The 23,103-nt window shown below is 72.3% G+C and carries 21 protein-coding genes; 11 read left to right on the forward strand and 10 right to left on the reverse strand.

Annotated features, from left to right (window positions below):
* Positions 1-193: 193 nt before the first annotated feature.
* The 3 genes from ACZ8ZB_RS34570 to ACZ8ZB_RS34580 form a co-directional block, all read right to left on the reverse strand.
* Complete coding sequence (locus ACZ8ZB_RS34570; RefSeq protein ID WP_470741749.1) at positions 194-1,057, reverse strand: AfsR/SARP family transcriptional regulator; 864 nt, start codon at positions 1,055-1,057, stop codon at positions 194-196.
* Positions 1,058-1,361: 304 nt separating this feature from the next.
* Positions 1,362-2,894, reverse strand: a complete 1,533-nt coding sequence (locus ACZ8ZB_RS34575) for an acyl-CoA carboxylase subunit beta (RefSeq protein WP_470741942.1) — start codon at positions 2,892-2,894, stop codon at positions 1,362-1,364.
* 119 nt (positions 2,895-3,013) lie between these two features.
* On the reverse strand, positions 3,014-3,202 hold the full coding sequence (locus ACZ8ZB_RS34580; protein WP_470741750.1) for an acyl-CoA carboxylase epsilon subunit: 189 nt from the start codon (positions 3,200-3,202) through the stop codon (positions 3,014-3,016).
* Between the two features lie 231 nt (positions 3,203-3,433).
* On the opposite strand from ACZ8ZB_RS34580, the gene ACZ8ZB_RS34585 reads away from it, so the two are divergent.
* Complete coding sequence (locus ACZ8ZB_RS34585) at positions 3,434-4,420, forward strand: ScbA/BarX family gamma-butyrolactone biosynthesis protein (RefSeq protein ID WP_470741751.1); 987 nt, start codon at positions 3,434-3,436, stop codon at positions 4,418-4,420.
* Positions 4,421-4,553: 133 nt separating this feature from the next.
* Here ACZ8ZB_RS34585 and ACZ8ZB_RS34590 read toward each other — a convergent pair whose 3' ends face one another.
* From ACZ8ZB_RS34590 to ACZ8ZB_RS34600, 3 genes are all read right to left on the reverse strand, one after another.
* Positions 4,554-5,198: a ScbR family autoregulator-binding transcription factor gene (locus tag ACZ8ZB_RS34590; RefSeq protein ID WP_470741752.1), complete on the reverse strand. Its 645-nt coding sequence runs from the start codon at positions 5,196-5,198 to the stop codon at positions 4,554-4,556.
* 488 nt (positions 5,199-5,686) lie between these two features.
* Positions 5,687-7,294 carry an alpha/beta hydrolase gene (locus ACZ8ZB_RS34595; protein WP_470741753.1) on the reverse strand — a complete coding sequence of 536 codons (1,608 nt, stop codon included), beginning with the start codon at positions 7,292-7,294 and terminating at the stop codon, positions 5,687-5,689.
* Positions 7,295-7,591: 297 nt separating this feature from the next.
* A complete protein-coding gene (locus ACZ8ZB_RS34600; protein ID WP_470741754.1) occupies positions 7,592-8,311 on the reverse strand; it encodes an HAD family hydrolase in 720 nt (239 codons plus the stop codon).
* Between the two features lie 170 nt (positions 8,312-8,481).
* Between ACZ8ZB_RS34600 and ACZ8ZB_RS34605 the strand changes: the two genes are divergently transcribed.
* The 3 genes from ACZ8ZB_RS34605 (at position 8,482) to ACZ8ZB_RS34615 (ending at position 10,938) form a co-directional block, all read left to right on the forward strand.
* On the forward strand, positions 8,482-9,246 hold the full coding sequence (locus tag ACZ8ZB_RS34605; RefSeq protein ID WP_470741755.1) for an SDR family oxidoreductase: 765 nt from the start codon (positions 8,482-8,484) through the stop codon (positions 9,244-9,246).
* A 238-nt stretch (positions 9,247-9,484) separates the two neighbouring features.
* Entirely contained in the window at positions 9,485-10,579 is a 1,095-nt protein-coding gene (locus ACZ8ZB_RS34610; RefSeq protein WP_470741756.1) for a hypothetical protein, read from the forward strand.
* A gap of 113 nt (positions 10,580-10,692) precedes the next feature.
* Positions 10,693-10,938: a recombinase family protein gene (locus ACZ8ZB_RS34615; protein WP_470741757.1), complete on the forward strand. Its 246-nt coding sequence runs from the start codon at positions 10,693-10,695 to the stop codon at positions 10,936-10,938.
* Positions 10,939-11,583: 645 nt separating this feature from the next.
* Here ACZ8ZB_RS34615 and ACZ8ZB_RS34620 read toward each other — a convergent pair.
* A complete protein-coding gene (locus tag ACZ8ZB_RS34620) occupies positions 11,584-12,879 on the reverse strand; it encodes an ATP-grasp domain-containing protein (protein ID WP_470741758.1) in 1,296 nt (431 codons plus the stop codon).
* Positions 12,880-13,519: 640 nt separating this feature from the next.
* Between ACZ8ZB_RS34620 and ACZ8ZB_RS34625 the strand changes: the two genes are divergently transcribed.
* From ACZ8ZB_RS34625 to trxB, 3 genes are all read left to right on the forward strand, one after another.
* Positions 13,520-14,452 carry an isopenicillin N synthase family dioxygenase gene (locus tag ACZ8ZB_RS34625; protein ID WP_470741759.1) on the forward strand — a complete coding sequence of 311 codons (933 nt, stop codon included), beginning with the start codon at positions 13,520-13,522 and terminating at the stop codon, positions 14,450-14,452.
* 333 nt (positions 14,453-14,785) lie between these two features.
* Positions 14,786-16,309: an FAD-binding oxidoreductase gene (locus ACZ8ZB_RS34630; RefSeq protein WP_470741760.1), complete on the forward strand. Its 1,524-nt coding sequence runs from the start codon at positions 14,786-14,788 to the stop codon at positions 16,307-16,309.
* 40 nt (positions 16,310-16,349) lie between these two features.
* Positions 16,350-17,309: a thioredoxin-disulfide reductase gene (gene trxB, locus ACZ8ZB_RS34635; RefSeq protein WP_470741761.1), complete on the forward strand. Its 960-nt coding sequence runs from the start codon at positions 16,350-16,352 to the stop codon at positions 17,307-17,309.
* Positions 17,310-17,361: 52 nt separating this feature from the next.
* On the opposite strand, the gene ACZ8ZB_RS34640 is transcribed toward trxB, so the two are convergent.
* Entirely contained in the window at positions 17,362-18,351 is a 990-nt protein-coding gene (locus tag ACZ8ZB_RS34640) for a helix-turn-helix transcriptional regulator (protein ID WP_470741762.1), read from the reverse strand.
* Positions 18,352-18,509: 158 nt separating this feature from the next.
* On the opposite strand from ACZ8ZB_RS34640, the gene ACZ8ZB_RS34645 reads away from it, so the two are divergent.
* Positions 18,510-18,932, forward strand: coding sequence for a VOC family protein (locus ACZ8ZB_RS34645; RefSeq protein WP_470741763.1), 423 nt, complete (start codon positions 18,510-18,512; stop codon positions 18,930-18,932).
* A 176-nt stretch (positions 18,933-19,108) separates the two neighbouring features.
* On the forward strand, positions 19,109-20,203 hold the full coding sequence (locus ACZ8ZB_RS34650; RefSeq protein ID WP_470741764.1) for a winged helix DNA-binding domain-containing protein: 1,095 nt from the start codon (positions 19,109-19,111) through the stop codon (positions 20,201-20,203).
* Positions 20,204-20,362: 159 nt separating this feature from the next.
* Here the strand turns inward: ACZ8ZB_RS34650 and ACZ8ZB_RS34655 are convergent, their stop codons facing one another.
* Positions 20,363-21,481: a helix-turn-helix domain-containing protein gene (locus ACZ8ZB_RS34655; protein ID WP_470741765.1), complete on the reverse strand. Its 1,119-nt coding sequence runs from the start codon at positions 21,479-21,481 to the stop codon at positions 20,363-20,365.
* A gap of 325 nt (positions 21,482-21,806) precedes the next feature.
* On the opposite strand from ACZ8ZB_RS34655, the gene ACZ8ZB_RS34660 reads away from it, so the two are divergent.
* Complete coding sequence (locus tag ACZ8ZB_RS34660) at positions 21,807-22,037, forward strand: type II toxin-antitoxin system CcdA family antitoxin (RefSeq protein ID WP_366482501.1); 231 nt, start codon at positions 21,807-21,809, stop codon at positions 22,035-22,037.
* The gene (locus ACZ8ZB_RS34665; RefSeq protein ID WP_470741766.1) at positions 22,034-22,351 is read left to right on the forward strand and encodes a type II toxin-antitoxin system PemK/MazF family toxin; all 318 of its coding nucleotides are present in this window, start codon (positions 22,034-22,036) and stop codon (positions 22,349-22,351) included. Before ACZ8ZB_RS34660 ends, ACZ8ZB_RS34665 begins: the two co-directional genes overlap by 4 nt.
* Before the next feature lie 298 nt (positions 22,352-22,649).
* Here ACZ8ZB_RS34665 and ACZ8ZB_RS34670 read toward each other — a convergent pair whose 3' ends face one another.
* Positions 22,650-23,012, reverse strand: a complete 363-nt coding sequence (locus ACZ8ZB_RS34670; RefSeq protein WP_470741767.1) for a DUF1304 domain-containing protein — start codon at positions 23,010-23,012, stop codon at positions 22,650-22,652.
* Positions 23,013-23,103: the final 91 nt, after the last annotated feature.

Below are 23,103 nucleotides of genomic sequence, written 5' to 3' on the forward strand. Positions count from 1 at the left end.
GAACTCGAGGAAACGGGCCGGGCGGTCGGCTTCCGCCCTCGGGACCGCGCGTCGCGGTGGGTGTCACCGTGGTACGGCGCCCCGGGGCGGAGCCGGCACCCGGGCCCGGCAGCCCCGGTCACGCCTGAGGGGGCCGCCCCGGGCGGCCCCCTCGACATCACTTCGACGGTCGCTCCCTACGACCGCACGGCCCTCACCGGGCGCTGCCGCCCGCTGGGGCCGGCGCAGCCGCGGCCGCCATCCGCGGCTCCGACAGCGGCGCGGTCTCCTGGGCGGCCACCAGGATCGACCGCTGGAGCCGGCGCAGCCGTTCCGACGGCTCCAGGCCGAGCCCTCGTACGAGCGTGCTGCGCAGCCGCTGGTACACGTCGAGGGCCTCACCGCGCCGGCCCGAGCGGTGCAGTGCCAGCATGAACTGGGCGTGCAGGTTCTCGTGGGTGCGGTACCTGCTGGTCAGCACCGTGAGCTCGGCGAGCAGCTCGCGGTGGCGGCCGAGCCGCAGGTCGGCCTCGATGCGCTGATCGAGGGCGCACAGCCGGCTCTCCTCCAGCCGCCTGGCCTCCGTCTCCAGCAGCGCGCCGGTCTGCACGTCGGCGAAGGCCAGCCCGGTCCAGAGGGCGAGCGCCTCACGCAGCAGGCGGGAGGCGCCCTGGAAGTCGCCCGCGTCGAGCGCGCGGTAGCCCATCCCCGCGAGCCGTTCGAACTCCCGCACGTCGTTGGCGCCGCCGCCGGAGACGAGCATGTATCCCCCGGGCGAGGTGACCAGGACGTCCTTGGCGCTGCGCGGCCGGTCCGCGGCCGGCCCGGCGGCAGCGGTCTCCTTCTCCAGCGCGAGGCCGATGAGATCGCGCAGCTGCAGCACGTACGTCTGGAGCGTGGTGCGCGCGCTGCGCGGGGGCCGACCGGCCCACAGTTCGTCGATCAGCGCGGAGACCGGCACCACTTGATCGGCGTGCAGCGCCAGAAGCGCCAGCGCCTGACGGGGCTTCGGCGCGGTTGGAGTGATGGAGACCCCGTTCTCCCGGATGTTCAATATGCCCAGTAACCCGATCTGCACGCCTTATCCCCCTAGTTGTGTGCTGTCACTCAGCAAATCACGAGTACAAAACAGGCCAGATGGTTTGTCAATATCAAACCATCCGAGATGTTTTGTTGGACCGTGCAACTGTTTCGCCGCGGCTCCCGAAAGAGCCTCTGGCGTGCGCTTTTCTCTCAGCGGGACGCAGGGGGCACAGCAAGTCCCGGTGAACGGCCAGGCATCTCCACCATTGAAAACAGACGATCATGCGGCTGTTCGAGACGACTCGAACCGGGATAACAGACCCTGCGTGCGGTTGCCGCAACCCTACTGGAGTCGGGGGTCACTGCGGTGGGTTGCCGTGCTTGCGGGAGGGCAGGTCGGCGTGCTTGGTCTGCAGCATCGCCAGCGAACGGATCAGCACCTCACGCGTCTCGGCGGGGTCGATCACGTCGTCGACCAGGCCGCGCTCGGCCGCGTAGTAGGGGTGCATCAGCTCGGACCTGTACTCCTTGACCATGCGGGCGCGCATGGCGTCGGGGTCCTCGGCCTCGGCGATCTGCCGGCGGAAGATGACGTTGGCCGCGCCCTCCGCGCCCATCACCGCGATCTCGTTGGTGGGCCAGGCGTAGGTGAGGTCGGCGCCGATGGACTGGCTGTCCATGACGATGTAGGCGCCGCCGTAGGCCTTGCGCAGGATCAGCGAGATCCGCGGCACGGTGGCGTTGCAGTAGGCGTACAGCAGCTTCGCGCCGTGGCGGATGATGCCGCCGTGCTCCTGGTCGACGCCCGGCAGGAAGCCGGGGACGTCCAGGAAGGTGAGGATCGGGATGTTGAAGGCGTCGCACATCTGGACGAAGCGGGCGGCCTTCTCGGACGCCTCGATGTCCAGCACGCCCGCCAGCGACTGCGGCTGGTTGGCGACGATGCCGACGACCTGGCCGTCCATCCGGGCCAGGGCGCAGATGATGTTGCGCGCCCAGCGCTCGTGGACCTCCAGGTACTCGCCGTCGTCGACGATCTCCTCGATGACCTTGGCCATGTCGTAGGGCCGGTTGCCGTCGGCGGGGACCAGGTCCAGCAGGACCTCGCCGCGGCGGCCCGCGGGGTCGTCGCCGCGCACACGGGGCGCCGCCTCGCGGTTGTTCTGCGGGAGCATCGACAGCAGATACCGCACCTCGTGGATGCACGTCTCCTCGTCGTCGTAGGCGAAGTGGCACACCCCGGAGGTCTCGGCGTGCACGTCCGCGCCGCCCAGGCCGTTCTGGGTGATCTCCTCGCCGGTGACCGCCTTGACCACGTCCGGACCGGTGATGAACATCTGGGAGGTGTCGCGGACCATGAACACGAAGTCGGTGAGGGCGGGGCTGTAGGCCGCGCCGCCCGCACAGGGACCGAGCATCACGCTGATCTGCGGGATGACGCCGGACGCCCTGGTGTTGCGCTGGAAGATGCCGCCGTACCCGGCCAGGGCCGACACGCCCTCCTGGATGCGGGCGCCGGCGCCGTCGTTCAGCGACACCAGCGGCGCGCCGGCCGCGATGGCCATGTCCATGATCTTGTGGATCTTGGTGGCGTGGGCCTCGCCCAGCGCGCCGCCGAAGATCCGGAAGTCATGGGCGTAGACGAAGACCGTGCGGCCCTCCACCGTGCCCCAGCCGGTGATCACGCCGTCCGTGTACGGCTTCTTCTCCTCGAGACCGAACCCGGTGGCCCGGTGCCGGCGCAACTGCTCGACCTCACGGAAGGACCCCGGGTCCAGCAGCAGCTCGATACGCTCCCGCGCGGTCAGCTTGCCCTTGGCGTGCTGCGCCCGGGTCGCCTTCTCGCCCGGGCCGGCCAGTGCCCGGGCACGGATCTCGCGCAGCTCCGCCACCTGCCCGTGGACGCTGGCCGGCTTGGGGGCACTGGTGATCGCCATGTCTGGGCCCTTTCGATGTAGCCGCCTGTTCGGTTCCATGTGGCTGTGCCGGGGGCCCGCGGGCAGCGGTCGGCTCACCGCCAGCTGCCGGGCGCCGCGTACCGCCGCGCCTGCTCCCACCAGTTCCATCCGAGGTTCGGCGGCGGTTCGGGCTCTGCCTGGCCGCGTGCCCGCAGGACCAGCAGCACCGCGGCGAGAGCGGCCAGTTCCTCCCCGCCGGCCCGGCCGCGTTCCACGCGGAGCACGGTGTCTGCGCTCTCCATCCGGTTTTCCCCTCCGATACGTACCCGGACATGGTCGGGGCGGGAACTCGAAAAACGCTGAGGAATCGCTCGAGACGCGTGCGGGAGGCAATCCGAAACGGAAGTAATCGCTCCACCTCACGGGCCGCGAGCCGGTGAATGTCTGGAGATTAAACCGGATGATATGTATCTTTGCTGGCTGCGGAGAACCTGTCGCTCAACGCCATGCAACGCAGCTCAGGGGGACCAGACATGTCTGCCAGCACGTTCCGCATCGAGCGCGCGACAGCGGACGAAAAGGAATCGGGTGACGGCAGGGGTGGACGGGGACGTTCCTTCGGATTGTTCCACCCGTCCCTGACCACCACCGTTCCCAGGGAATTCGTCCACCGTGCCGGCATCGCCGAGGTGTTGCTCACCGACTGGGAACGCCTGGACGACAGCCACTTCGTCGTGACCGCCCAGTGGCCCCGGCTGCACGGGTTCTTCACCGCCGTCGAGGGCTGCCACGATCCGCTTCTCGTGGCCGAGACGATCCGGCAGGCCGGACTCCTGCTGGCCCACACCGAGTTCGGGGTGCCGCTCGGTCACCACTTCCTGATGTGGGACCTCTCGTTCGACGTCCGGCCGGAGCATCTGCTCGTCGGCACGACGCCGGCCGCTCCCGAGATCGAGATCGTCTGCACGGACGTCAAACGCCGGGGCGACAGCATCGCGGGGCTCCATCTGGAGGCGGTGATCCGCCGTGACGGACAGGTGGCCGCGACCGGCTCCGCCACCTTCAACTGCACGTCACCGGCCGTCTACCGTCGTCTGCGGGCCCCCTGCACCGGTGACGGTGTGCCCGCGCCGCTTCCGCTGACCAGCCCCTCGGCACCGCAGGACGTCGGGCGCGTCTCGCCCACGGACGTGGTCCTGTCCCCCGTGCCGGCGCCGAACCGCTGGCGGTTGCGGGTGGACACCCGCCACCCCGTGCTGTTCGACCACTCCGTCGATCACGTACCGGGCATGGTCCTGATGGAGGCCGCCCGCCAGGCCTCGGTCGCGTTCCTGGGCCGGGTGTGCCTGCCGGTCGGCATGACCAACAAGTTCGCCCGCTACGCGGAACTCGACGCCCCGTGCATGATCGAGGTGTGCTCCGTGCCCCGCGACGCGGACGGCAGGGAGCGCCTGTCGGTGACCGGCCGCCAGGACGGTCACACGGTCTTCACCTCTCTCGTGACCGCGGCGCCCGCCTGACCCCTTTCCAGTGCCCCGGCGTCGGGTCGCTCCGGTCGCCGCCCGCCCCGCACACCCCCCCGGCTGTCGCTCTCCTCGGCGGCCGGAGCGGCCCGGCGGCGGCCCCCGGTCCCGCCCGGCCGGGTGGCGCGCGTCAGACCGCGGGGGCCAGCGGAACCGTCTCGCTCATCAGCCGCGCCCCGCGGTCCGGGGCCGCGTCCAGGCGCATCAGGACCGCCGGTGAGGCGATGGAGGGCAGCAGGTGCTCCAGCAGCACCGAGACCCGCTGCTCGACGTCCTGCAGACCGGTTTCGAGCTGGGCGTAGAGCTGCACCCCGTTGAACGCGCTGACCATCATCTCGGCGGTCTCGCGCGGCACCACGTGCGCCAGCGTCTCGCCGCGCCGGTGGGCCTCGGCCACGAGGTCCGTCAGCTTGTCGACCCACAGCGGCCACGCGCTGCCGTAGTGCTTGCGGCCCACGGGGTCCGCGGAGAGCCGCGCGCCCGCGCGCAGGAGGACATCGTGCTTCAGCCGGTGGGCCACCGACATGGCGACGTCCACGACCTCCTGGAGCTTGATCTCCTGCGGGAGCACCCACTGGGCGGTCTGGATCTCCAGGATCCCCTTGGCGAGAGCTTCCTTGGAGTCGAAGTGGAAGTAGAGCGCACCCTTGGTCACCCCGGCGAGCTTGAGGATGTCCGCAACCGTCGCGGCCGAGTACCCGTGCTCCGCGAAGACGGCCGCGGCCGCCTCCAGCACCGCACGGCGGGTTCTGACCGCTCGCTCCTGTCGGACCACCGGACCTCCCTGTCAGTGGACCGCGGCGCGCAGGAGCGCACCGGGCCCCATAAGAAACCGCCTGAGAGGTACCGTAAGCCGCGACGGATCACCGCACCAGTGTTTCCGGTCCGTTCACTCCCCCGCCTCCGCACCCCACCTGGGAAAACCGCGGCGGTAGACGAAGCCGGAGCCTTCTCGGGAATCCGCCGCGTCCGCTCACGGATCGCCCCCTCGGGCAGGGGTTTCCGGGCTTGAACATTCCAGCACGACGGTTTCTTTCCCCCGGCCGACCGGAACCGGGGCTGCGTCGTTCAGGCGATGCGCCTCGGTTGATCATGTGATGCCGGGGGTGAGCAGCGGACGGATGGCGTTGCGGGTGTGGTGGCGGAGTGCGGCGGCGATGTTCGTCTGGCCGGTGCGGCGTCGGCGAGTCGCCCCGGAGGGCACCGTCGAGGCGACACCGACCGGACAGCGGGCCGGACAGGGAAGCACCGTGTTCCGGCGGGTCACTTCTGGGTGACGTCGGTGCAGTAGACGTCCTTGTCCGGCAGGTGGCCGGTGGCCAGGAAGCCGACGGCGGCCTCGTCGGCGCAGGCGGAGCCTTCGCCGTAGACGTGGTGCCCGCCGTTGTCGACGCCGACGAAGGCAGAACCGTCGCCGAGGGACTTGCGCAGCCCGAGGCCGCTTTCCCACGGGGTGGCGTTGTCCCGGCGGTTCTGCAGGATCAGGGTGTTGCGCGGGCCGCCCTTCACGACCTTGACCGTCGCCTCAGCCGGCTTGTCCCAGTAGGCGCACGCCCAGATGTTGGCGGGCATGCCCGCGGTGAGCGGCCACTTCTCGCGGTCGGCGGCGGTGCGGGCGGCGTAGCCGTCCACGTCGTGCGGCCATTCGGCGTCGCCGCAGGTGAGAGCCATGAACATGGTGGCCTGGTTGTCCGCGGGGATGCCCGGGGACACCGGTGTGCCGGCGAACACCTCCTTGAGAACCGCGGTGTCGGCGGCCGTGGTGCCGCCGTGGGTCAGGTTGTCGGCGGCCTTCCAGAACTTGGCGAGCACGGGAAGGGTGTCGTTGCTCAGAAGCAGGGCGTAGGTCATGTTCCGCAGCAGCGCCCCGTCCAGTGACACCGAGGCGCCGGGAATCGCTGCGGGCGTGCGGTCGAGCCGGTCGGCGAGGGCGAGGTAGGTGCGGGTCACCTGCGCGACGTTCGTGCCCAGTTCGAGGGTGTCGGCCTGCGCCGCGGCGACGCGGGCGGCATCGGGGAACCGGTCGGCCATGCCCTTGCCCCAGGTGCCCGCCACCTGGTCGGCCCATACCTTGGTGGGGTCGACGTTGCCCTCCAGGATCATCCGGTCGGTGTGGTGCCGGAAGAGGGAGCGGTAGACGGCGCCGAGGTAGGTGCCGTAGGACTGGCCCCAGTAGGAGATCTTCTTCTCACCGAGCGCCCGGCGGATGCGGTCCATGTCGCGGGCGGTGTTGGCGGTGTTGTAGTACCGCAGGTTCTTGCCCGCCGTGTCGGCGCACTGCTTGGCGTCGGCTTCGGCGCGGGCCACGTTCCCGGTGATCGAACCGTCCGCGGCAGGATAGGGGAAGAGCCCGGGCACGCCGGGGTCCTGCAGACCGCAACTCTGCGGGGTGCTGTGTTCGACGCCGCGCGGGTCGAAACCGATCAGGTCGTAGCGGTCCAGCACGGACTTCGGCAGTGTGGACGCCATGGTCTCGGGCATGCCGAGACCGCCCAGGGCCGGCCCGCCGGGGTTCAGCAGCAGAACGCCACGTCGCTTCCCGGGCTGTGCGGTGGACAGCCGGGAGACCGCCACGTCGATCTTCTTGCCGCCCGGGTTCCGGTAGTCGAGCGGCACCTTCAGCGTTCCACAGGCCAGGTGGGGGTCACGGGTCCGTCCCTCGGCCAGGGCCGGACACTCGCCCCAGGTGATCTTGGCGCTGCCCGCGGTCCCGCCGACGCTCTCGACGGAGACCTCGGCCGGTGGCGAACCCCCGGCGTCGGCACCACACGCGACCAGCGCGGTTCCTGCCAGCGTGGAAGCCAGCAGAGCTGCGGCGACTCGGCGGCCTCCGGGGAAGCCGTACTGCGTGGAACTGCGTGTCGCGGTCATGGTGCCGTCCTTGGCTACTGGGCTGGTCGGCCTTGTCCGGCCGCTGTGTTGACGGTTCGAGTCAACAAGAGACCACCGGTGGCGCGCGTCACCCTGGAGAGGACAAAACAGGTAGCTCGCTCGGGGGACCCGGGGCCGGTCCGGAGAACGGAGCGGCCGCCGTGGGGCGTATCGGATGAGCTGTGGACGGGAACCGCCGTCCGACCGCCGATCGCCCCCGGCACCACGTGATCGACCAGGGCGCCTCACCTGAACGACGCAGTCCTGTCCGGGACATGCTGGACTTTCGCGACAGGCCTAGGACTCCAGCGCGGCCCGTTGGTCGGCGTCCGCGGCAGTCCGCGGCCACAGGCGGCCCTCGGCGGCCTCGGCGTCGACGGTCCGCAGCAGCCGCCCGTCGATCGCGTCGAGGGATCCGACCAGGTGCCGCACGCCGGCCTCGTGCATCAACTGCCGCTGGAAACTGTGCTCGTAGGCGGTGGGGTGACCGATGAACGCCGTCCCCAGGCGCCGTGCGGCCTCGGCCACGCGCGCCACGTCGTCGATGAACAGCGCCTGGTCGCAGCGGACCCCGAAGACGTCCTCGGCGATCTCACGGATCCCGGGACGCATCGCGTCGGTGCAGACGTACCGCGGCTCGTCGAAGTACCCGGCGAAGGGAGCGAGGTGGCGGTCGAAGTGGGCGCGTCCGAGCCCTCCGTAGCACACCAGGCGCGCACCGGTGGCGCGCAGCCGCTCCAGCAGCGCGCCGGCGCCGTCCAGTACACGCACCGGGTGCTCCTCCAGATACTCCGCCCGCTCACGGAAGTACGCCTCCACCACCTCCTCGGCCGGCATCGGAAGGTTCAGTGCCGCCGCGGCCCGCAGCTGCGGCTGGGACAGCAGGTCCCGCTCCAGCCCGGCGGTCCAGGTCCGGCCCCGGCGCGCCACGAACCGGTGGATGACCGGGCTGAAGGTGTCGCTCAGCAGTACGCCGTCGATGTTCACCGCGATCAGACGCAGATACCGTAGGGCCATCGGAACCGCCTGGCGTCGAGCCGCACGGACACTGCGTGCGGCGGCTGGTGGGGGACGTGCCGGCTCTGCGCCGGTCGCCGCCGCCACCGAGCCATCCAGGACGATAAACCGGACACGAGGCCCGTTCAATGGTCCTCGGACCGCCGCGCACACCACACAACGGGGGACCGATGAGCGCGCTGAAGGGAAGAACGGCGCTGGTCACGGGTGCCGGACGAGGAATCGGCCGGGCCATCGCCCGTCGGCTGGCCGCGGACGGGGCGCTCGTCGCCGTGCACTACGGCAGTGACGAGTCCTCGGCCCGGGAGACCGTCGACCTGATCACCGGCGGCGGCGGCCGCGCCGTCCGCGTGCACGCCCCGCTCGGCGTGCCCGGCGACGTGCGGACGCTGTACGAGCGGCTGGACCGCGCTCTCGAGGAGCTGGGCGCGGCGCCGGGCCTGGACATCCTGGTCAACAACGCGGGTTTCAACATCCGGGGCGGGGTGGCCGACGTGACGCCGGAGGACTTCGACCGGCTCATGGCCGTCCACGCCAAGGCGCCTCTGTTCCTGGTGCAACAGGGTCTGCCACGGCTGCGGGAGGGCGGCCGGATCGTCAACATCGGCTCGGCCGCCACCCGGGTGGCCTTTCCGACCTCCCTCGCCTATGCCATGGCCAAGAGCGCGCTCGACGCCCTGACCCGCACGCTCGCCAAGGAGCTGGGGCCCCGGCGGATCACGGTGAACTCCGTGGCCCCGGGCTTCGTCAAGACCGATCTGAACAAGCGGCGCTGGTCGACGCCCGAGGCGGAGGCCGCCCACGCCGCCCTCTCCGTGTTCGGCCGCATGGGGCAGCCCGGGGACGTCGCCGACATCGTGGCCTTCCTCGCCTCGGACGACTCCCGCTGGGTGACGGGCCAGTGCATCGACGCGTCGGGCGGCACGGCCCTGTGACGTACCGGGCACCCGCGCGGGCGCACCCGCACACCCTGACGGCCCGATCACGGTCTGTCAGAAGTTCTGACAGCAACACCGGTTTCCTGGTCCGTTCCTGCTCGGCCCCCGAGTCCCTGAAGGACGGGGAGGCGCCTGCACCGCGTGCCCGGCCGGCTCCGCTGTCAGCGCCCCGTGTCATCATGCGGGCGCGCCCGGGAAAGTGGGCTGCGGTGTACTGACTGCCAGGGGGTAGGGGATGGGTGCGGGTACGGGGCCGGACGGTTCGTCCAGGTCCGACGAGGAATGGGAGCGGTTCCTGCGTGAGTCGGTGGCGGGTGCCGTCGACGCGCCCAAGGAGCCGTCGGCGCGGGCCCGTGACGTGGCGAAGCGGCTGCGCGCGGAGCCCGGCCGCAGCCCGGAGGGCTGGCGCAGCTACACGCCCGCGCGGCCCGCGCGGCGCACCGGCTGGTACGTGGCCGGGCTGCTGACCGCGCTGGTGCTGCTGGTGGTGGCGCTCGCACCGGGGCGGACAGTGGACTTGTTCACCGGCGACGACCCTGACTCCGCGCCACTGTCGGCCGAGACCGCCCGCCCGGCCCAGGCGCCTCCGACGGAGGCGGCCCGACGTGCCACCACGGACGAGCCGTTCCGCGGCTCGCCGGCGGCGAGCTGGGCGAGCGGAGCGGCGGGGATCACCGTGCCCGAGGCCCGTGCGGTCGGCTGGATGAGCGCGGCCGAGGTGGAGCGGGCCCTCGCCCGCAGCCGGGACTTCCTCGTCACGTCCAGCCTGGACCGCGGGGTGCTGCGGGGCGAGCGTCCCGAGAAGGCGATCTCACTGATCAACCCGCACCAGAAGGACGTCCAGGACCTCCTGAGAACCGCTTTCCGGACCCCGAGCGGGAAGAACGACCCTCTTCTCCTCTTCAGCCGCTTCCAGCCCTCCCACACCCGCCTGATCGGCGACGTCGTGAAGACCCGGGGCCGGCTCACCTACCGGGAGGGGGAGCGCGGCGCGCTCCAGGTGACCGCCGACGTCACCTTCGTCTACCCGGTCGCCCGCGCGGGGAGCGACGACGAGATCGTGCGCACGATCGTCCGGCGCGAGCTGGTCCTGAGCTGGGACGACCCTGACAAGGTGATCACGGAGCCGGGCACCTTCTCGATCGTCTCGTACAAGTACCACGTGACCAACGGCGGTTGTGACGCTTCCACGGGTTACTTCACCCCGCCCTTCGGCACGGGCAGCCGGGCGGACGAGGCCGGCACGGAGATCGACCCGTACGACCGCAGCGCGCCGGTCGGACGAAGCGGGTCCGCCGGGGGCGAGTGCGGGAAGGCGACGCGTTCCTGACGTGATCCCTGGCCTGTCCGGCGGGGTCGTGGAGAGCTGACGGACGCGGCGTGCGAGCGGATGGCGCCGCCGGCGGCCGTCGACTGTCAGTGCGCGTCGTAGATTCCCCGGTAGTGCCCCAGGGCGGTCTCACCCCGCTCCAGCGGCCGAAGTTCGGCGAGCTGCTGACGTACGCGCGGCCGGGCGACACCGTGCACATCTCCGAGATGTTCCGCCTCGTGCGCGGCACCGGGCACATCCTTGGCGTACTCGACGTCCTCCACCGTGACCGCCTCGCCCTGCGCATCCACGACGGCGCGTTCTCCACGATGGACCTCACCGCCTGCCACCCCGCACCGGAGAACTGCTGTCCACCGTGAAGTTCATGGTGCAGACCCTCGCCGCCGCCGGCGAACCCCAGCGCGAGCTGACCTACGACGGACTGCGCGTGGCCGAGGCCAAGGGCAGCAAGGGCGGGCGTCGCCCCGCCGTGGCGGCCGAGAAGACCGGCGACGTACGCACCGCGTCGACTGTGGGAAGAGGACACCGGTTCTTCCGGGCCTCCCCGCCCCGGGCCCGCAGGGGAGCCGACTCCCACGGGTCCCACTCGCCGGCCGGCCCAGGAGCCGCCGCTGCCGCCTCCGCGGCGTTTCCGGCACCCTCACAGGCCCCCGGCCCCCGGCCCCCGCCACCGGAACGCAGGCTTCCCCCGGCGCGGACGGACCGCTCGCCCCGGCCGGCACAACCGTCCGCACGACCGCCTCCACCGCGGCCCGGCGGCCCGGGGACGCGCAGGCGACCAGGCCGCCGCCGCGCCCAGCGCCTGTTCGAAGGAGGCGACCGCCGCCAGGGCGAGGGGCACGGCCCCAGCAGGAACGCGACCCCCGAGGCGCCGAGCACGGTGCCGATCCGGTGGTCGGCCGGTTCGGCCGCCTCGTCGGGGAACAGCGCCGACAGGGACAGGTGCGTGCCGGGACCGAGGGCGTCGCACGGCCCCGCCACCTGGAACCCGCGCGACGGCGGGTTCAGTCGCGGTCGGCCCCGGTCGTCGCGTCGAACCCCGGTACCAGCCGGATGTCCAGCGCCCGCTCCACCTGCCGGGTGACGGCGCGGGCCGTGTCCCGGTCGGGGGCGTTCACCATGAAGCTGACCAGGTGCAGGGTGCGCTGCCGGCTGACCCGCTGGCCGGGGGCGAAGCGGGGGGAGAGGTGGACGAGTTCGGGGAAGGCGCGCAGCACCTCCTCGACGGGGGTCTGCGCGGCCACCCGCCAGTTGCCCACCGGGATCGGCAGGAACCGCAGCAGGGCGACCCGGGTGAACTCCGGCAGCCCGCTCGGCTGCAGACCGAGCGCGGCGCGGCCGATCTCGGCGGCGTAGTCGTAGCCGGCCGCCACCTCGAACATGGTGGGCAGCGGGCCGCCGGCGCGCGCGTTGACCTCGATGACGCGGGGCCCGTCGGCGGTCAGCGCGATCTCGGTGTGCACCGCGCCCGAGACCAGCCCGATCGCCCGGATCGCCCGGTCGGCGACGTCGACGGCGGCCGCCTGGGTGGCCTCGTCCAGCCGGCTGGGCAGCAGGACGCCCTCCTCGGCGTAGCCGTGCTCCAGGGGCAGCCGGTCGGCGACCGCCAGGTGGTGGGCGGTGCCGTCGGCCAGCAGCGACTCCACGCTGCAGTAGGCCGCGTAGCCGCTGTCGCCGTCCGTCTCCAGCGCCATGCGCTGCTCCAGCAGGTACGCCTCGTCGGACTGGAGGAAGGCGGTCTTCTCGGCGCGCGCGGCGGTGAAGGCGTGGATCAGCTCGGCGTACGTGGACACCAGCCGGACGCTCTGGCCGCCCGCGCCCAGCGAGGGCTTGAACACACCGGGCAGCCCGACGCGGGCGGCGGCCGCCGCGAGGTCCCGCTCGCTGGTGATGATCTCGAACTCGGGCGAGGGCACCCCGTCCTCGGCGAAGGCCAGCCGCTGCCGGGCCTTGGACTGGGCGACGGCCACCGCCTCGGGCGGGTTGCCGGGCAGGCCCAGGCGGGAGGCGATCTCGGCCTGCGGGCGCAGCAGCAGTTCGGAGTAGGTCACCACGCCGTCCAGGGGCAGCCGGCCGTGCAGGTCGGCGGCGGCCAGAACCGCCGCGTCCAGGTCGGGGACGTCCAGGAACTCGCCGCGCAGACCGCGTTGTTCCCAGTCGGCGCGGACCGGATCGGAGGAGCGCCAGGCGGTGACGTACACGACGCTGACGGCTTCGGTCAGCGTGGACAGGGAGTCGAGGGCCTCGTCAGGGGCGTGGCCGCCGATCCCGGCGAGGAGCAGAACGTGGGGGGTGCCCATGATGGTGGGACCTTTCATCCGAGGACGGGGAGGAACGGGAGGGCGTACGGAAGGACAGGGGTCCGCCGACCAGGTCGTCGAGCCTGTGGTCGAGGAGGTCGAGTGGCTCCCCGGGCGTCAGGCCGGCCGCGGTGGTGCCGCACGTGGGTGGGTGCGGGCCCGGCCGGCGGGACCGCCGCGGGCCGGGGACGGCACCTCGACGACGCGCGCGGCCCGTGAAGGAGCGTCCGCATCCCGGCTTTCCCCGGCAGGCGTCCGGACCGCCGGTGACGAGACCGGCCTCGATTCCCGCGCCCGCCGTTTCCGCGACCCTGTCGGATCCGCGGACGGACGCCGTCTCCACCAGGACCATGTGCACTCCGCTCAGCTCCCCGGCCCGGTCCTGCCTTCCGCGCCAGCGTCCGCCGGGCTCGCCGGACTCCTCAAGGAAGCCGGGACGAATGGGTCAAGTGGCCCGCTCACAGCGCCCGTCGGCGCGGGCCGGGCCCGCTGTCAACCCGGCGGAGGGGGATACCGGAAGTTGCCGGATTCCGTTCTGTCCGCTCGCCGCAGGGAAATCCGCCCGTCTACTTTCGGTACTCGGCGCCGCCCGATCCCCGGTGGCCGACGGACGACCCCGCCGCCCGTGAAGGGACGGAACATGCTCAAGGAAATCGACCTGGAACGGCCCGGCGGCCGGGAACACCTGCGCGGCGCGCTGCGCGACGGGTTCTTCCTCGTCCGCAACACCGTTCCCGAAGGCCTGCTGGACGAGGCGTGCGCCTTCCTGCACGCCTTCTTCGCCCTGTCCCCCGACGCCAAGAGCACCTGCCGGGTGGCGGGCGGCAACGACCAGGCCGGCTACACCCCGCCCCTGGTGGGGCATGCCGGGAAGGACGCCGTACCGGACTGGAAGGAACTCTTCCACTGGGGGGCGCCGCTGCCCGCACGGCATCCGCTGCGCCTGCGCTACCCGGCCCGCTACCCCGACCCGTACTTCCCCGACCACCTGGTGCCCGGCATCGGCTCCGCGCTGCGCGAACTGCACACCCGCACGGTGCGCTTCCAGCACGACGTCGTCCGCACCCTCGCCGACGCCCTCGGCGCCCACCCCGACTACTTCACCGACATGCTGGAGGACGGCCCCGTCGTCAACCGGGCCACCTGGTACCCGCCGATGGACCGGGCGCCCTCCGCACGCCACGTGTGGGCGGTGGAGCACCAGGACCCCGACCTGATCACCGCCCTGCCCCGGGCGACCGCGTCCGGCCTGGAGGTCCTGGTCGACGGCGAGTGGCTGGCGGTGGACGCGCCGCCCGGCCACGCCGTCGTCAACGTCGGCATGGCCCTGGACCGCCTCACCAACGGCTTCGCCCGCGCCGCCGTCCACCGCGTCGTGGCCCGGCCCGGCCAGGGCGGGGGCCGTCTGTCCCTCGTCCAGTTCTGCCACCCCGCCCCGTGGACCACCCTCACCCCCCTGCGCGTCCCGGACACCGAACCGGCCCCCCAGCGCTTCGCCACCCTCACCGCGGACGAGCTCTTCCAGCGCGCCATGTACCGCACCAACCGCCTGGACACCGTTGCTGTGGGCTGAGCGGGAGTGAGTCCGCCCGGCCGCACGCCCCGAACGGTCGTGGGCGCTCCCCCACCCCCTTGAGGGACGTGGGAGGCACCCCCAGGTCCCCGGCGTGCTCGACCCCGGGGCGGCGGCACGCGTCCTGTACGCGGTCCGGTCCCGGGAGGCCGCCGCGGCCGCGGACCGCCGAGGGACACCGCCCTGCCCGCCCCAAGCCCGCGCAAGCGGCGCGGAGATGACGGACTCCGCACCGATTCCGCCGTACCCCCGCCGCCCTCGGGGATGCTGCACCTGAACCGCGCACCCGCACACCGCACACCGCCCGTCCGGACACAACGGAGAGTGACCCACGTGCTCAGCAGACGCTCCCTCATACGGGCCTCGGCCGGCTCCACCGCGGCGGTCGCCCTCACCGCCACCACCGGCGGCCTCGTCCTCGCGGCCGGCACCGCGGTGCCCTGGAGCACCCTGCGGGACGGTCTCACCGGCCGCCTCGTCCTGCCCGACGACACCGGCTACGACACCGCCCGACAGCTCCAGCTCGCCCAGTTCGACGCCGTCCACCCGCAGGCCGTCGCCTACTGCGCCACCGACGCCGACGTCGCCGCCTGCGTCCGCTTCGCCCGGGACAACGGCCTGGCCACCGCCGTCCGCAGCGGCGGCCACAGCGCCGCCGGCTACTCCACGAGCCCCGGCCTGGTCATCGACGTCTCCCGCCTCGACACCGTGCGCGTCGGCGGCTCCACCGTCCACCTCGGCGCCGGCAGCCAGGGCGTCGACGTCGTCGACGCCCTCTCCCCGTACGGCGTCCAGGTCGCCGGCGGCACCTGTCCCACCGTCGCCATGGGCGGCTGGATCCAGGGCGGCGGCCTGGGCTACACCTCCCGCAAGTACGGCATGGGCTCCGACCGCCTCGTCTCCGCCCGCGTCGTCCTCGCCGACGGCCGCACCGTACGCGCCTCCGCCACCTCCCACCCCGACCTGTTCTGGGCGCTGCGCGGGGGCGGTGGCGGCAACTTCGGCATCGTCACCGCCTACGAGGTACGGCCCGTGCGGATCCCGGTCCTGACCCTCTTCAACCTCAACTTCCGCTACGCCGACGCCGTCCAGGTGATCCTCGCCTGGCAGGACTGGATGGCGTCCGCGCCCCGCGAACTCTCCTGCGAACTGATGTTCCTGCACTCCACCGACGCCCCCGCCGGCACCGAGCCCGACGTCGTCCTCACCGGCGGCTACCACGGCGCCAAGAGCGACTGCGACCGCCTCCTGGACCGGCTCACCACCGCGGTCGGACACCCCGGAACCAGCCGCACCAGCAGCGAACTCCCCTACACCCAGGCGATGATGCAGGTGTACGGCTGCGGCGACACGACCGTCGACGCGTGCCACCGCGTCGGCTTCACCCCCGAGGCCCAGCTCCCCCGCGACTCCCACACCACCCAGCGCAACCTGTTCTTCGACCAGCCCTGGACCTCCGCCACCGCCCGGGCCGCCCTGGACGCCTTCACCGCCGACCCCACCCCCGGCCAGTTCCGCTTCCTCGGCCTGTTCCCCTACGGCGGCCGCATCAACGAGGTGTCCCCCACCGCCACCGCGTTCGTCCACCGCGACGCGGTGCTCAACGCCGGCTACGCCGTCACCCTGCCCACCGCCGACCCCGCCGCGGGCGACCGCGACCGGGCCCAGGCCTGGGCGGACGAGGCCTACACCACCCTGGACCCCCGGTCCAACCACCGCTCGTACCAGAACTACATGGACCCGGCCCTCACCACCTGGCGCCAGGCCTACTACGGCGACAACTACGCCCGCCTGCGGACCGTCAAGCGGGCCTACGACCCCGACCGCTTCTTCCGCTTCGCCCAGGCCGTCGACTGACCCACCCCGCCACGGCCCGCCTCCGACCGAAGGACCCACCGTGACCCGCACCGGCGACCGCGTACGCGACGTCATCATCATCGGCTCCGGCCCCGCCGGCTACACCGCAGCCCTCTACACCGCCCGCGCCCAGCTGGCCCCGCTGGTCTTCGCCGGCTCCCTCCTCGTCGGCGGCGCCCTCACCACCACCACGGAGGTGGAGAACTTCCCCGGCTTCCCCGAGGGGGTCATGGGCCCCGACCTGATGGACCGCATGCGCGAACAGGCCGAGCGGTTCGGCGCCGAGATCGTCGACGACGACGTCACCGCGGTGGACCTCGCCGGTGACATCAAGTCCGTCACCGACTCCACCGGCGCCGAGCACCACGCCCGCACCGTGATCGTCGCCACCGGCTCGCAGCACCGCAAGCTGGGCCTGCCCCGCGAGGACGCGCTCTCCGGCCGCGGCGTCTCCTCCTGCGCCACCTGCGACGGCTTCTTCTTCAGGGACCGGGACGTCGCGGTCGTGGGCGGCGGCGACACCGCGATGGAGGAGGCCACCTTCCTCACCCGCTTCGCCAGGTCCGTGACGGTCGTCCACCGGCGCGACGCCCTGCGCGCCTCCAAGGTCATGCAGGAGCGTGCCTTCAACAACCCGAGGATCTCCTTCGCCTGGAACAGCGAGGTCGCCGAGATCCACGGCGAGGACCGCCTCACCTCCCTGACCCTGCGCGACACCGTCACCGGCGAGGACCGCCCCCTCCCGGTCACGGGCCTCTTCGTGGCCATCGGCCACGACCCCCGCACCGACCTGTTCAAGGGCTGGCTGGACCTCGACGACGCCGGCTACATCGTGGTCGCCTCCCCCACCACCCGCACCGGCGTCCCCGGCGTCTTCGCCGCGGGCGACGCGGTCGACCACACCTACCGCCAGGCCGTCACGGCCGCCGCCACGGGCTGCGCGGCGGCCCTGGACGCGGAACGCCACCTCGCGGACCACCCCGGGATCAGACTCTGCTGAGGAGTCGCGGCCGGAGGCCGGACCGGGGCGAGGGGCTGCTCGTCGTCGGTCCTCACGGCGGCGGACCGCTCCCCGGTCCTGCGGCGCGGGCGTAGCGGGCGGCGAGGTCCGCGAACGCCGTGGCCAGTTGCGGTGGGCCGATGACGTCGAGGTCGGTGTCGAAGCGGCCGAGGGTGGTGGCGAGTTCGGTCCAGGACCAGGAGCCGAGGGTGAGCCGGCAGCGGCGGGGGCCGAGTTCCTCGACGACTCCGTCCTGGGCGAAGGGTGCGACGTCGGCGGCCGGGAGGTGGAGGACGACTTCGCCCCGGCAGGGCCAGTCGGTGGTGGTGCCGTCGTTGCCGCGGAACCGGCCGGTGATGAAGGTGGAGACGTCGCCGCCGGGGAGCTCGCGCGGGGTGAAGCGGGGGCCGGCGGGTGTGCGGGGTCGGATGCGGTCGACGCGGAAGGTGCGCCAGTCCTCGCGGTCGAGGTCCCAGGCCACGAGGTACCAGCGATGGCGCCAGGTGACCAGGTGGTGGGGTTGTACGCGGCGGGGGACGTCGGCTGAGGTGCTCGGGCCCGGGACGTGGTCGAGGCGCAGTTCCTGGCGGGCGTGGATGACGCGGCTGAGCTCCATCAGGACCTGAGGGTCCACCTCGGGGGTGCCGTCGGCCGCGGGCGGCCGGACGGCGGTGACGCGCAGCAGGTCGATGCGGTGGCGCAGGTGGGGCGGCATGACCTGGCGGAGGGTGGCCAGGGCCCGGGCGGCGTCTTCGGCGACGGCGGTGCCGGTGGCCGCGGTCTGCAGCGCGACGGCCAGGGCGACCGCCTGGCCGTCGTCGAACAGGAGGGGTGGCATGCGGGTGCCGGCCTCCAGCCGGTAACCGCCGGCCGGTCCCTTGACCGTGGTGATCGGGTAACCGAGGTCGCGCAGCCGGTCGATGTCGCGGCGCACGGTGCGCGCGGTGACGTCCAGACGCCCGGCGAGGTCCTCGCCGGACCAGTCGCGGCGGGTCTGGAGCAGCGAGAGCAGCGCGAGCAGCCGGGAGGACGTCTTCTGCATGGGATCCATCATCCCCGCAGTAGAGGACACATCCTGTCCGGTACTCCTGCCACTGTGGCGTACAGCCGCCCAGGAGACATCACCCCTGGTCACGGCAGCCGCCCCCGGGCAGGACCGGGTCGGCGGCGCATCCGTCACACCGAGGCGAGGAGCAGGCCGTGTCCGTCACGACCACCACCCATCTGAACTTCCGGGGCGCCGCACGCGAGGCGCTGGACTTCTACCGGTCCGTCTTCGGCGGACGCACCGTCGCGGTCACCTACAGGGACGCGGGCGCCGTGCAGAACGAGAGCGAGGCGGACTGGGTGATGTGGGGCGAGGTGGCCGGCGACGACGGCTTCCACGTCATGGCCTACGACGTGCCCTCGCAACTGCCCTGGAACCAGGGCGAGAACCCGTTCTTCGTCTCCGTACGCGGGGACGACGCCGAGGAGATCAGCGCCCTGTGGGGCAAGCTCGCCGAAGGCTCGGCCGTCGTGCGTCCGCTGGAGCCCGCACCGTGGGCGCCGCTGTACGGCATGCTCACCGACCGCTTCGGCGTCACCTGGGTCCTGGACGTCACCGCCCCGTACAACGGCTGAACCGGGCGGCCCGACATGAACCGCGCCGTCCGGACCGCGGCCACACGCGCGGCCCGGACGGCACGGGCACCGAACACGTACAGCGACGGAAGGAGACGGGGCACCGTGCGGATGCGGAAGCTGGGACGAACCGGCATCGACGCCCGCCCACGACCGAGCCGCGGCCTGAGCACGCCATGACCATCCTCGACAACCGCGCCCTCAACCGCGCCACCCTCGCCCGCCAGCACCTGCTCACGCGCACCGACACCTCCGTGCCCGAGGCGGTGGCCCACCTGTGCGGCCTGCAGGCGCAGGAACCCCAGGAACCCTTCATCGGCCTGTGGTCCCGCCTGACCGACTTCAAGCCCGAACTACTGGACGACGCGCTGACCGGCCGCACGGTGGTGCGCACCCACCTGATGCGCCGCACCGTCCACCTCGTCACCGCGGGCGACGCGCTCGCCTGGCGGGCCCGCCACGACACCATGCTCAGGCAACGCGTACTGGGCACCTACCGGAGCGAACTGGCCGGCATCGACCTGGACGAGGTCGCCGCGGCCGGCCGCGCCGTGATGGCCGACCAGCAGCCCCGCACCATGCGCGAACTCGTACAGGCACTCGAAGACCGCTGGCCCGGCCCGCCACGCCGCGTCCTGGGCGAGCTGCTCGTCGCGGCCCTCGTCCCCATGGCCCAACTCCCGCCCCGCGGCCTGTGGCAGCAGAGGGCAGGCGTGCGCAACCTGCCGTTGGCCACCTGGCTGGGACGGGACATCGACCCCCTGCCCACCGGGGACGGCGATCCCGTGGGGCAGCGGCTGCTGCGCCGCTACCTCGCCGCCTACGGGCCCGCCGCCGGCGCGGACCTGCGCGCCTGGTGCGGCCTCGCCGGTCTTCCCGCAGCCGTCAAGGCCTGCCGGGAGGAACTCGTCGTCTTCCGCGACGAACGCGGCCGCGAACTGTTCGATCTGCCCGACGCACCCCGCCCCCACCCCGACACCCCGGCCCCCGTCCGGTTCCTCCCGGCCTTCGACAACGCCGTCCTCGGCTACCACGACCGCAGCCGCATCATCGACGCCCCCCACCTCGGCCTGTCCGTGGCAGGCCACCGCATGGTCCTCGTCGACGGACGTGTCACCGCCACCTGGACCGTGCGCGACCGCCGGCTCCGCATCGACCCCCTCCGCCCCCTCACCGCCCCGGAACGAGAATCCGTCCGCGCCGAAGCCCGGGACCTGGCCGCCTTCCTGGACGAAGGCATCGAGGACGTCCGGCTCGGCGCCGGGGACTGACGGGCACGCCTCCCGGTCCCCGGCGTGAGGGGACCGTCCGGGAAAGGACCGGCCCCTCGCCCTCGGTCGTCCCGTCCCGGAGCACCGGCACGACACGACGTCCGACCGGCGCCTCCGACGAGGACCGGGACCACCGCCCGCACCGCAGGCCGTCTGCCGTCACCAGACCGGTTCCGACATCCGCGCGCACCTGGGGCACACGTCGCCCTCCGCCGGGACGGGCACCCCGCACATCCCGCGGTTCCCCTGGCACTCGTACGCGCGGCGGATCACGGGGTCCGCACCGGCGACGTGCCGCCGAGGGGCCGGCGGTGCCTCCTGGGCGTCCTCCCACGCTCGGCGAGGGCCGGGCACCGGAGAGACCAGGGCGTCACTCAGCCGCTTCGCCAGGACGGCGCTCACGTCCTTCCGCAGGGGCATGGGGAGCGGGCGGGCCAGCAGCTCCCACAGGACCTCGTCCTTCCAGCCGAGACGGAACAGCTCCTCGACGACCCGGCCCTGGTCGCGCAGTGGCTTGCCGGTGAGCATCAGCTTCGGATGGGCGCTGCCGAGCGACTGCAGGAACCGCACGCCCTCGGTCGGAGCGATCACCACCTCGGGCGGCTTCCTGCCGTCCGTCCCTCCTTCCTTCCGAGGGGCGGGGCGGGAACCTACGGAGGGACGGACGGTTCCCTGAGGTTTCTCTGGTGGGTCACTGAGGGTTAGTGGCTCAACTTGACCCGAGGTCGGGCTCAAGTTGAACCCGACCTCGGGCTCATCTTGAACCGGGGTCGGGCTCAAGTTGAGCCCAGGGTCGGGCTCATCTTGAGCCATCAGCAGGTCGGAGGGGGTGCCGGGGTTATCCACAGGGTCGGGCTCATCTTGAGCCGTCAGCCGGTCAGCGCCCCGTGCGGCGCCCTTCGCCGTCTTCCTCCTCTTGGTCGGTAAGGGGGTGTCGGCGGCGAACGTGAGCTGCTCGATGACGTTGTCGTCGTAGTCGGTGCGCCTGCGCTTCATGGCGGCCAGGAGTTCGAGGTTGACCCGTGTCAGGTTCGAGATCGGCTCACCCGTCTTCGGATCGACGCGGCGCATCGAGGCGATCAGCCTCTTCTCGATCAGCCTCTTCTTGACCCTCTTGACCGTCGCCACGGAGGTGCCGCAGTCGTCGGCGAGGCGCTGCTGGCCGGGCCAGCAGTACCCGTGGTCGTCGGTCCTGTTGCAGTAGGCGAGCAGGAGCAGTTTCTCCGCTCCGTCGAGGCCGTCGGCCTCGAGGACCATCGCGATGTGCTTGATGGTCACGCCTGGCCCCCCTCGCTGCCGTGCGCGGCCGCTTCGAGGGCGAGGGACGTGGTGCTCATGAGCACCCTCTCCGTTCGGGCAGAGAGGGAGGAACCGCGCATCGAGGTCCACCGGGTCGGCGCGGAGAACCGTGTCCGCGCCGGACAGCCTGTATGCTCGGTGCCCAGCAGTCCCCCGCCTCTTTGGTAATGGGTAGGTGGGGATTCAGGGGCATCGACCGGGCGTGGTCGATGCCCCTTCTGCGTATCCTTGTATATGTACCACTACTGTCCGTAGTAGCGATCACACCTTATACCCATGTCATCCGAACGGTAGGATGGTTGGCATGACTGCACCGAAGACGCCCGCCCGGAAGAAGGTCAGCATCACGCTGTCACCCGATCTGGAGCAGCGTGCGAAGGCCGCCGGCGGCGACAACTTCTCCGCGTACGTGGAGCAGGCCCTCGAGGAGAAGATGATCCACGACGGGATGCTGGAGTACGCCCGGCTGCGCGCCGCGGACGCCGTCGACGACGTGCTCGAGGCCGTCGAGGCGGACGTCGAGGCCGCCGCGTGACCGAGATCCAGCGGGGGGCGGTGTGGCGTGTGCCCACCGTGGGCCGGGAGCGGACCGTCCTGGTCATCGAGAACAACGCCGTGATCCGGCTGCACCCGGGCGGCATCATCTGCGCCGTGATCCAGGAGGCCGAGGACGCGCGCGACACCCTGGTCACGGTCCCGATCGAGCATCCGGTGCGCGGGGTCGTCATGGCCCCCGACATCGCGGCGTTCCGGCCTCGGCGCTTCGAGGAGGGCAAGCTCCTCGGATACGTCTCCGATGAGGACCTGGAGCGCGTCGGCCGCGCCGTCCGCGCCGTCCTCGACCTGTAGCCCCGCGGACGTCACCCGTCCCCCGGCCGGTCACCGGCCGGGGGACGTCGTCGTGTCCGGACCGGTTCATCCGTCAGCCCGGGTCCGCGTCACCGCCCGGCCGTCGTGGTCGGTGTCCGGCGCGCGGGCGGGGCCGGCCCTAGGAACAGTTCCGCACCCGGCCGCACGGCGGATCTCCGCCGGCGCCGGGGTTCCCTTCGCGTCGTGCCGCCGATGCCGGGCCGCAACGGACGCGGACGGCAGGCCGACGGTCGGCGCCCGGGGCGGACTTCACCGCGATCGAGTTCTCCGGCGACCGTCACCGGGCCTGCAGGACCGCGACGAGCGCCAGTGCTCCGGGCAGTGCCTGCGCCAGGAGGATGCGCCGGTTGGCGGTGAGACCGCCGTACACGCCGGCGACGACCACGCAGACGAGGAAGAAGACCTGGACCCGGGACCCGGTCGGGTCCCCGGCGGTCGTTCCCCAGACCAGCCCCGCCGCCAGGAAACCGTTGTAGAGGCCCTGGTTGGCTGCCAGCGGCGCGGTGGCCCTGGCCAGGGACGCGTCGAAGCCGGAGAGAGCGCGGCCCGGCTTCCTCTCCCACAGGAACATCTCCAGGACCAGGAAGTAGACGTGCAGCGCGGCCACCAGGCCGGTCAGCACGTTCGCGGTCGTCTCCATCGGTGTGCGTGCTCCTCGAAGTGCGTGGACGGGACCGGGCCGTTCCTCGGATGCCGTGCTCCCCGGACGGGGGAGGTGAGGGTCTGCCGCT

The sequence above is a fragment of the Streptomyces sp. 12E genome (genome assembly GCF_055633275.1).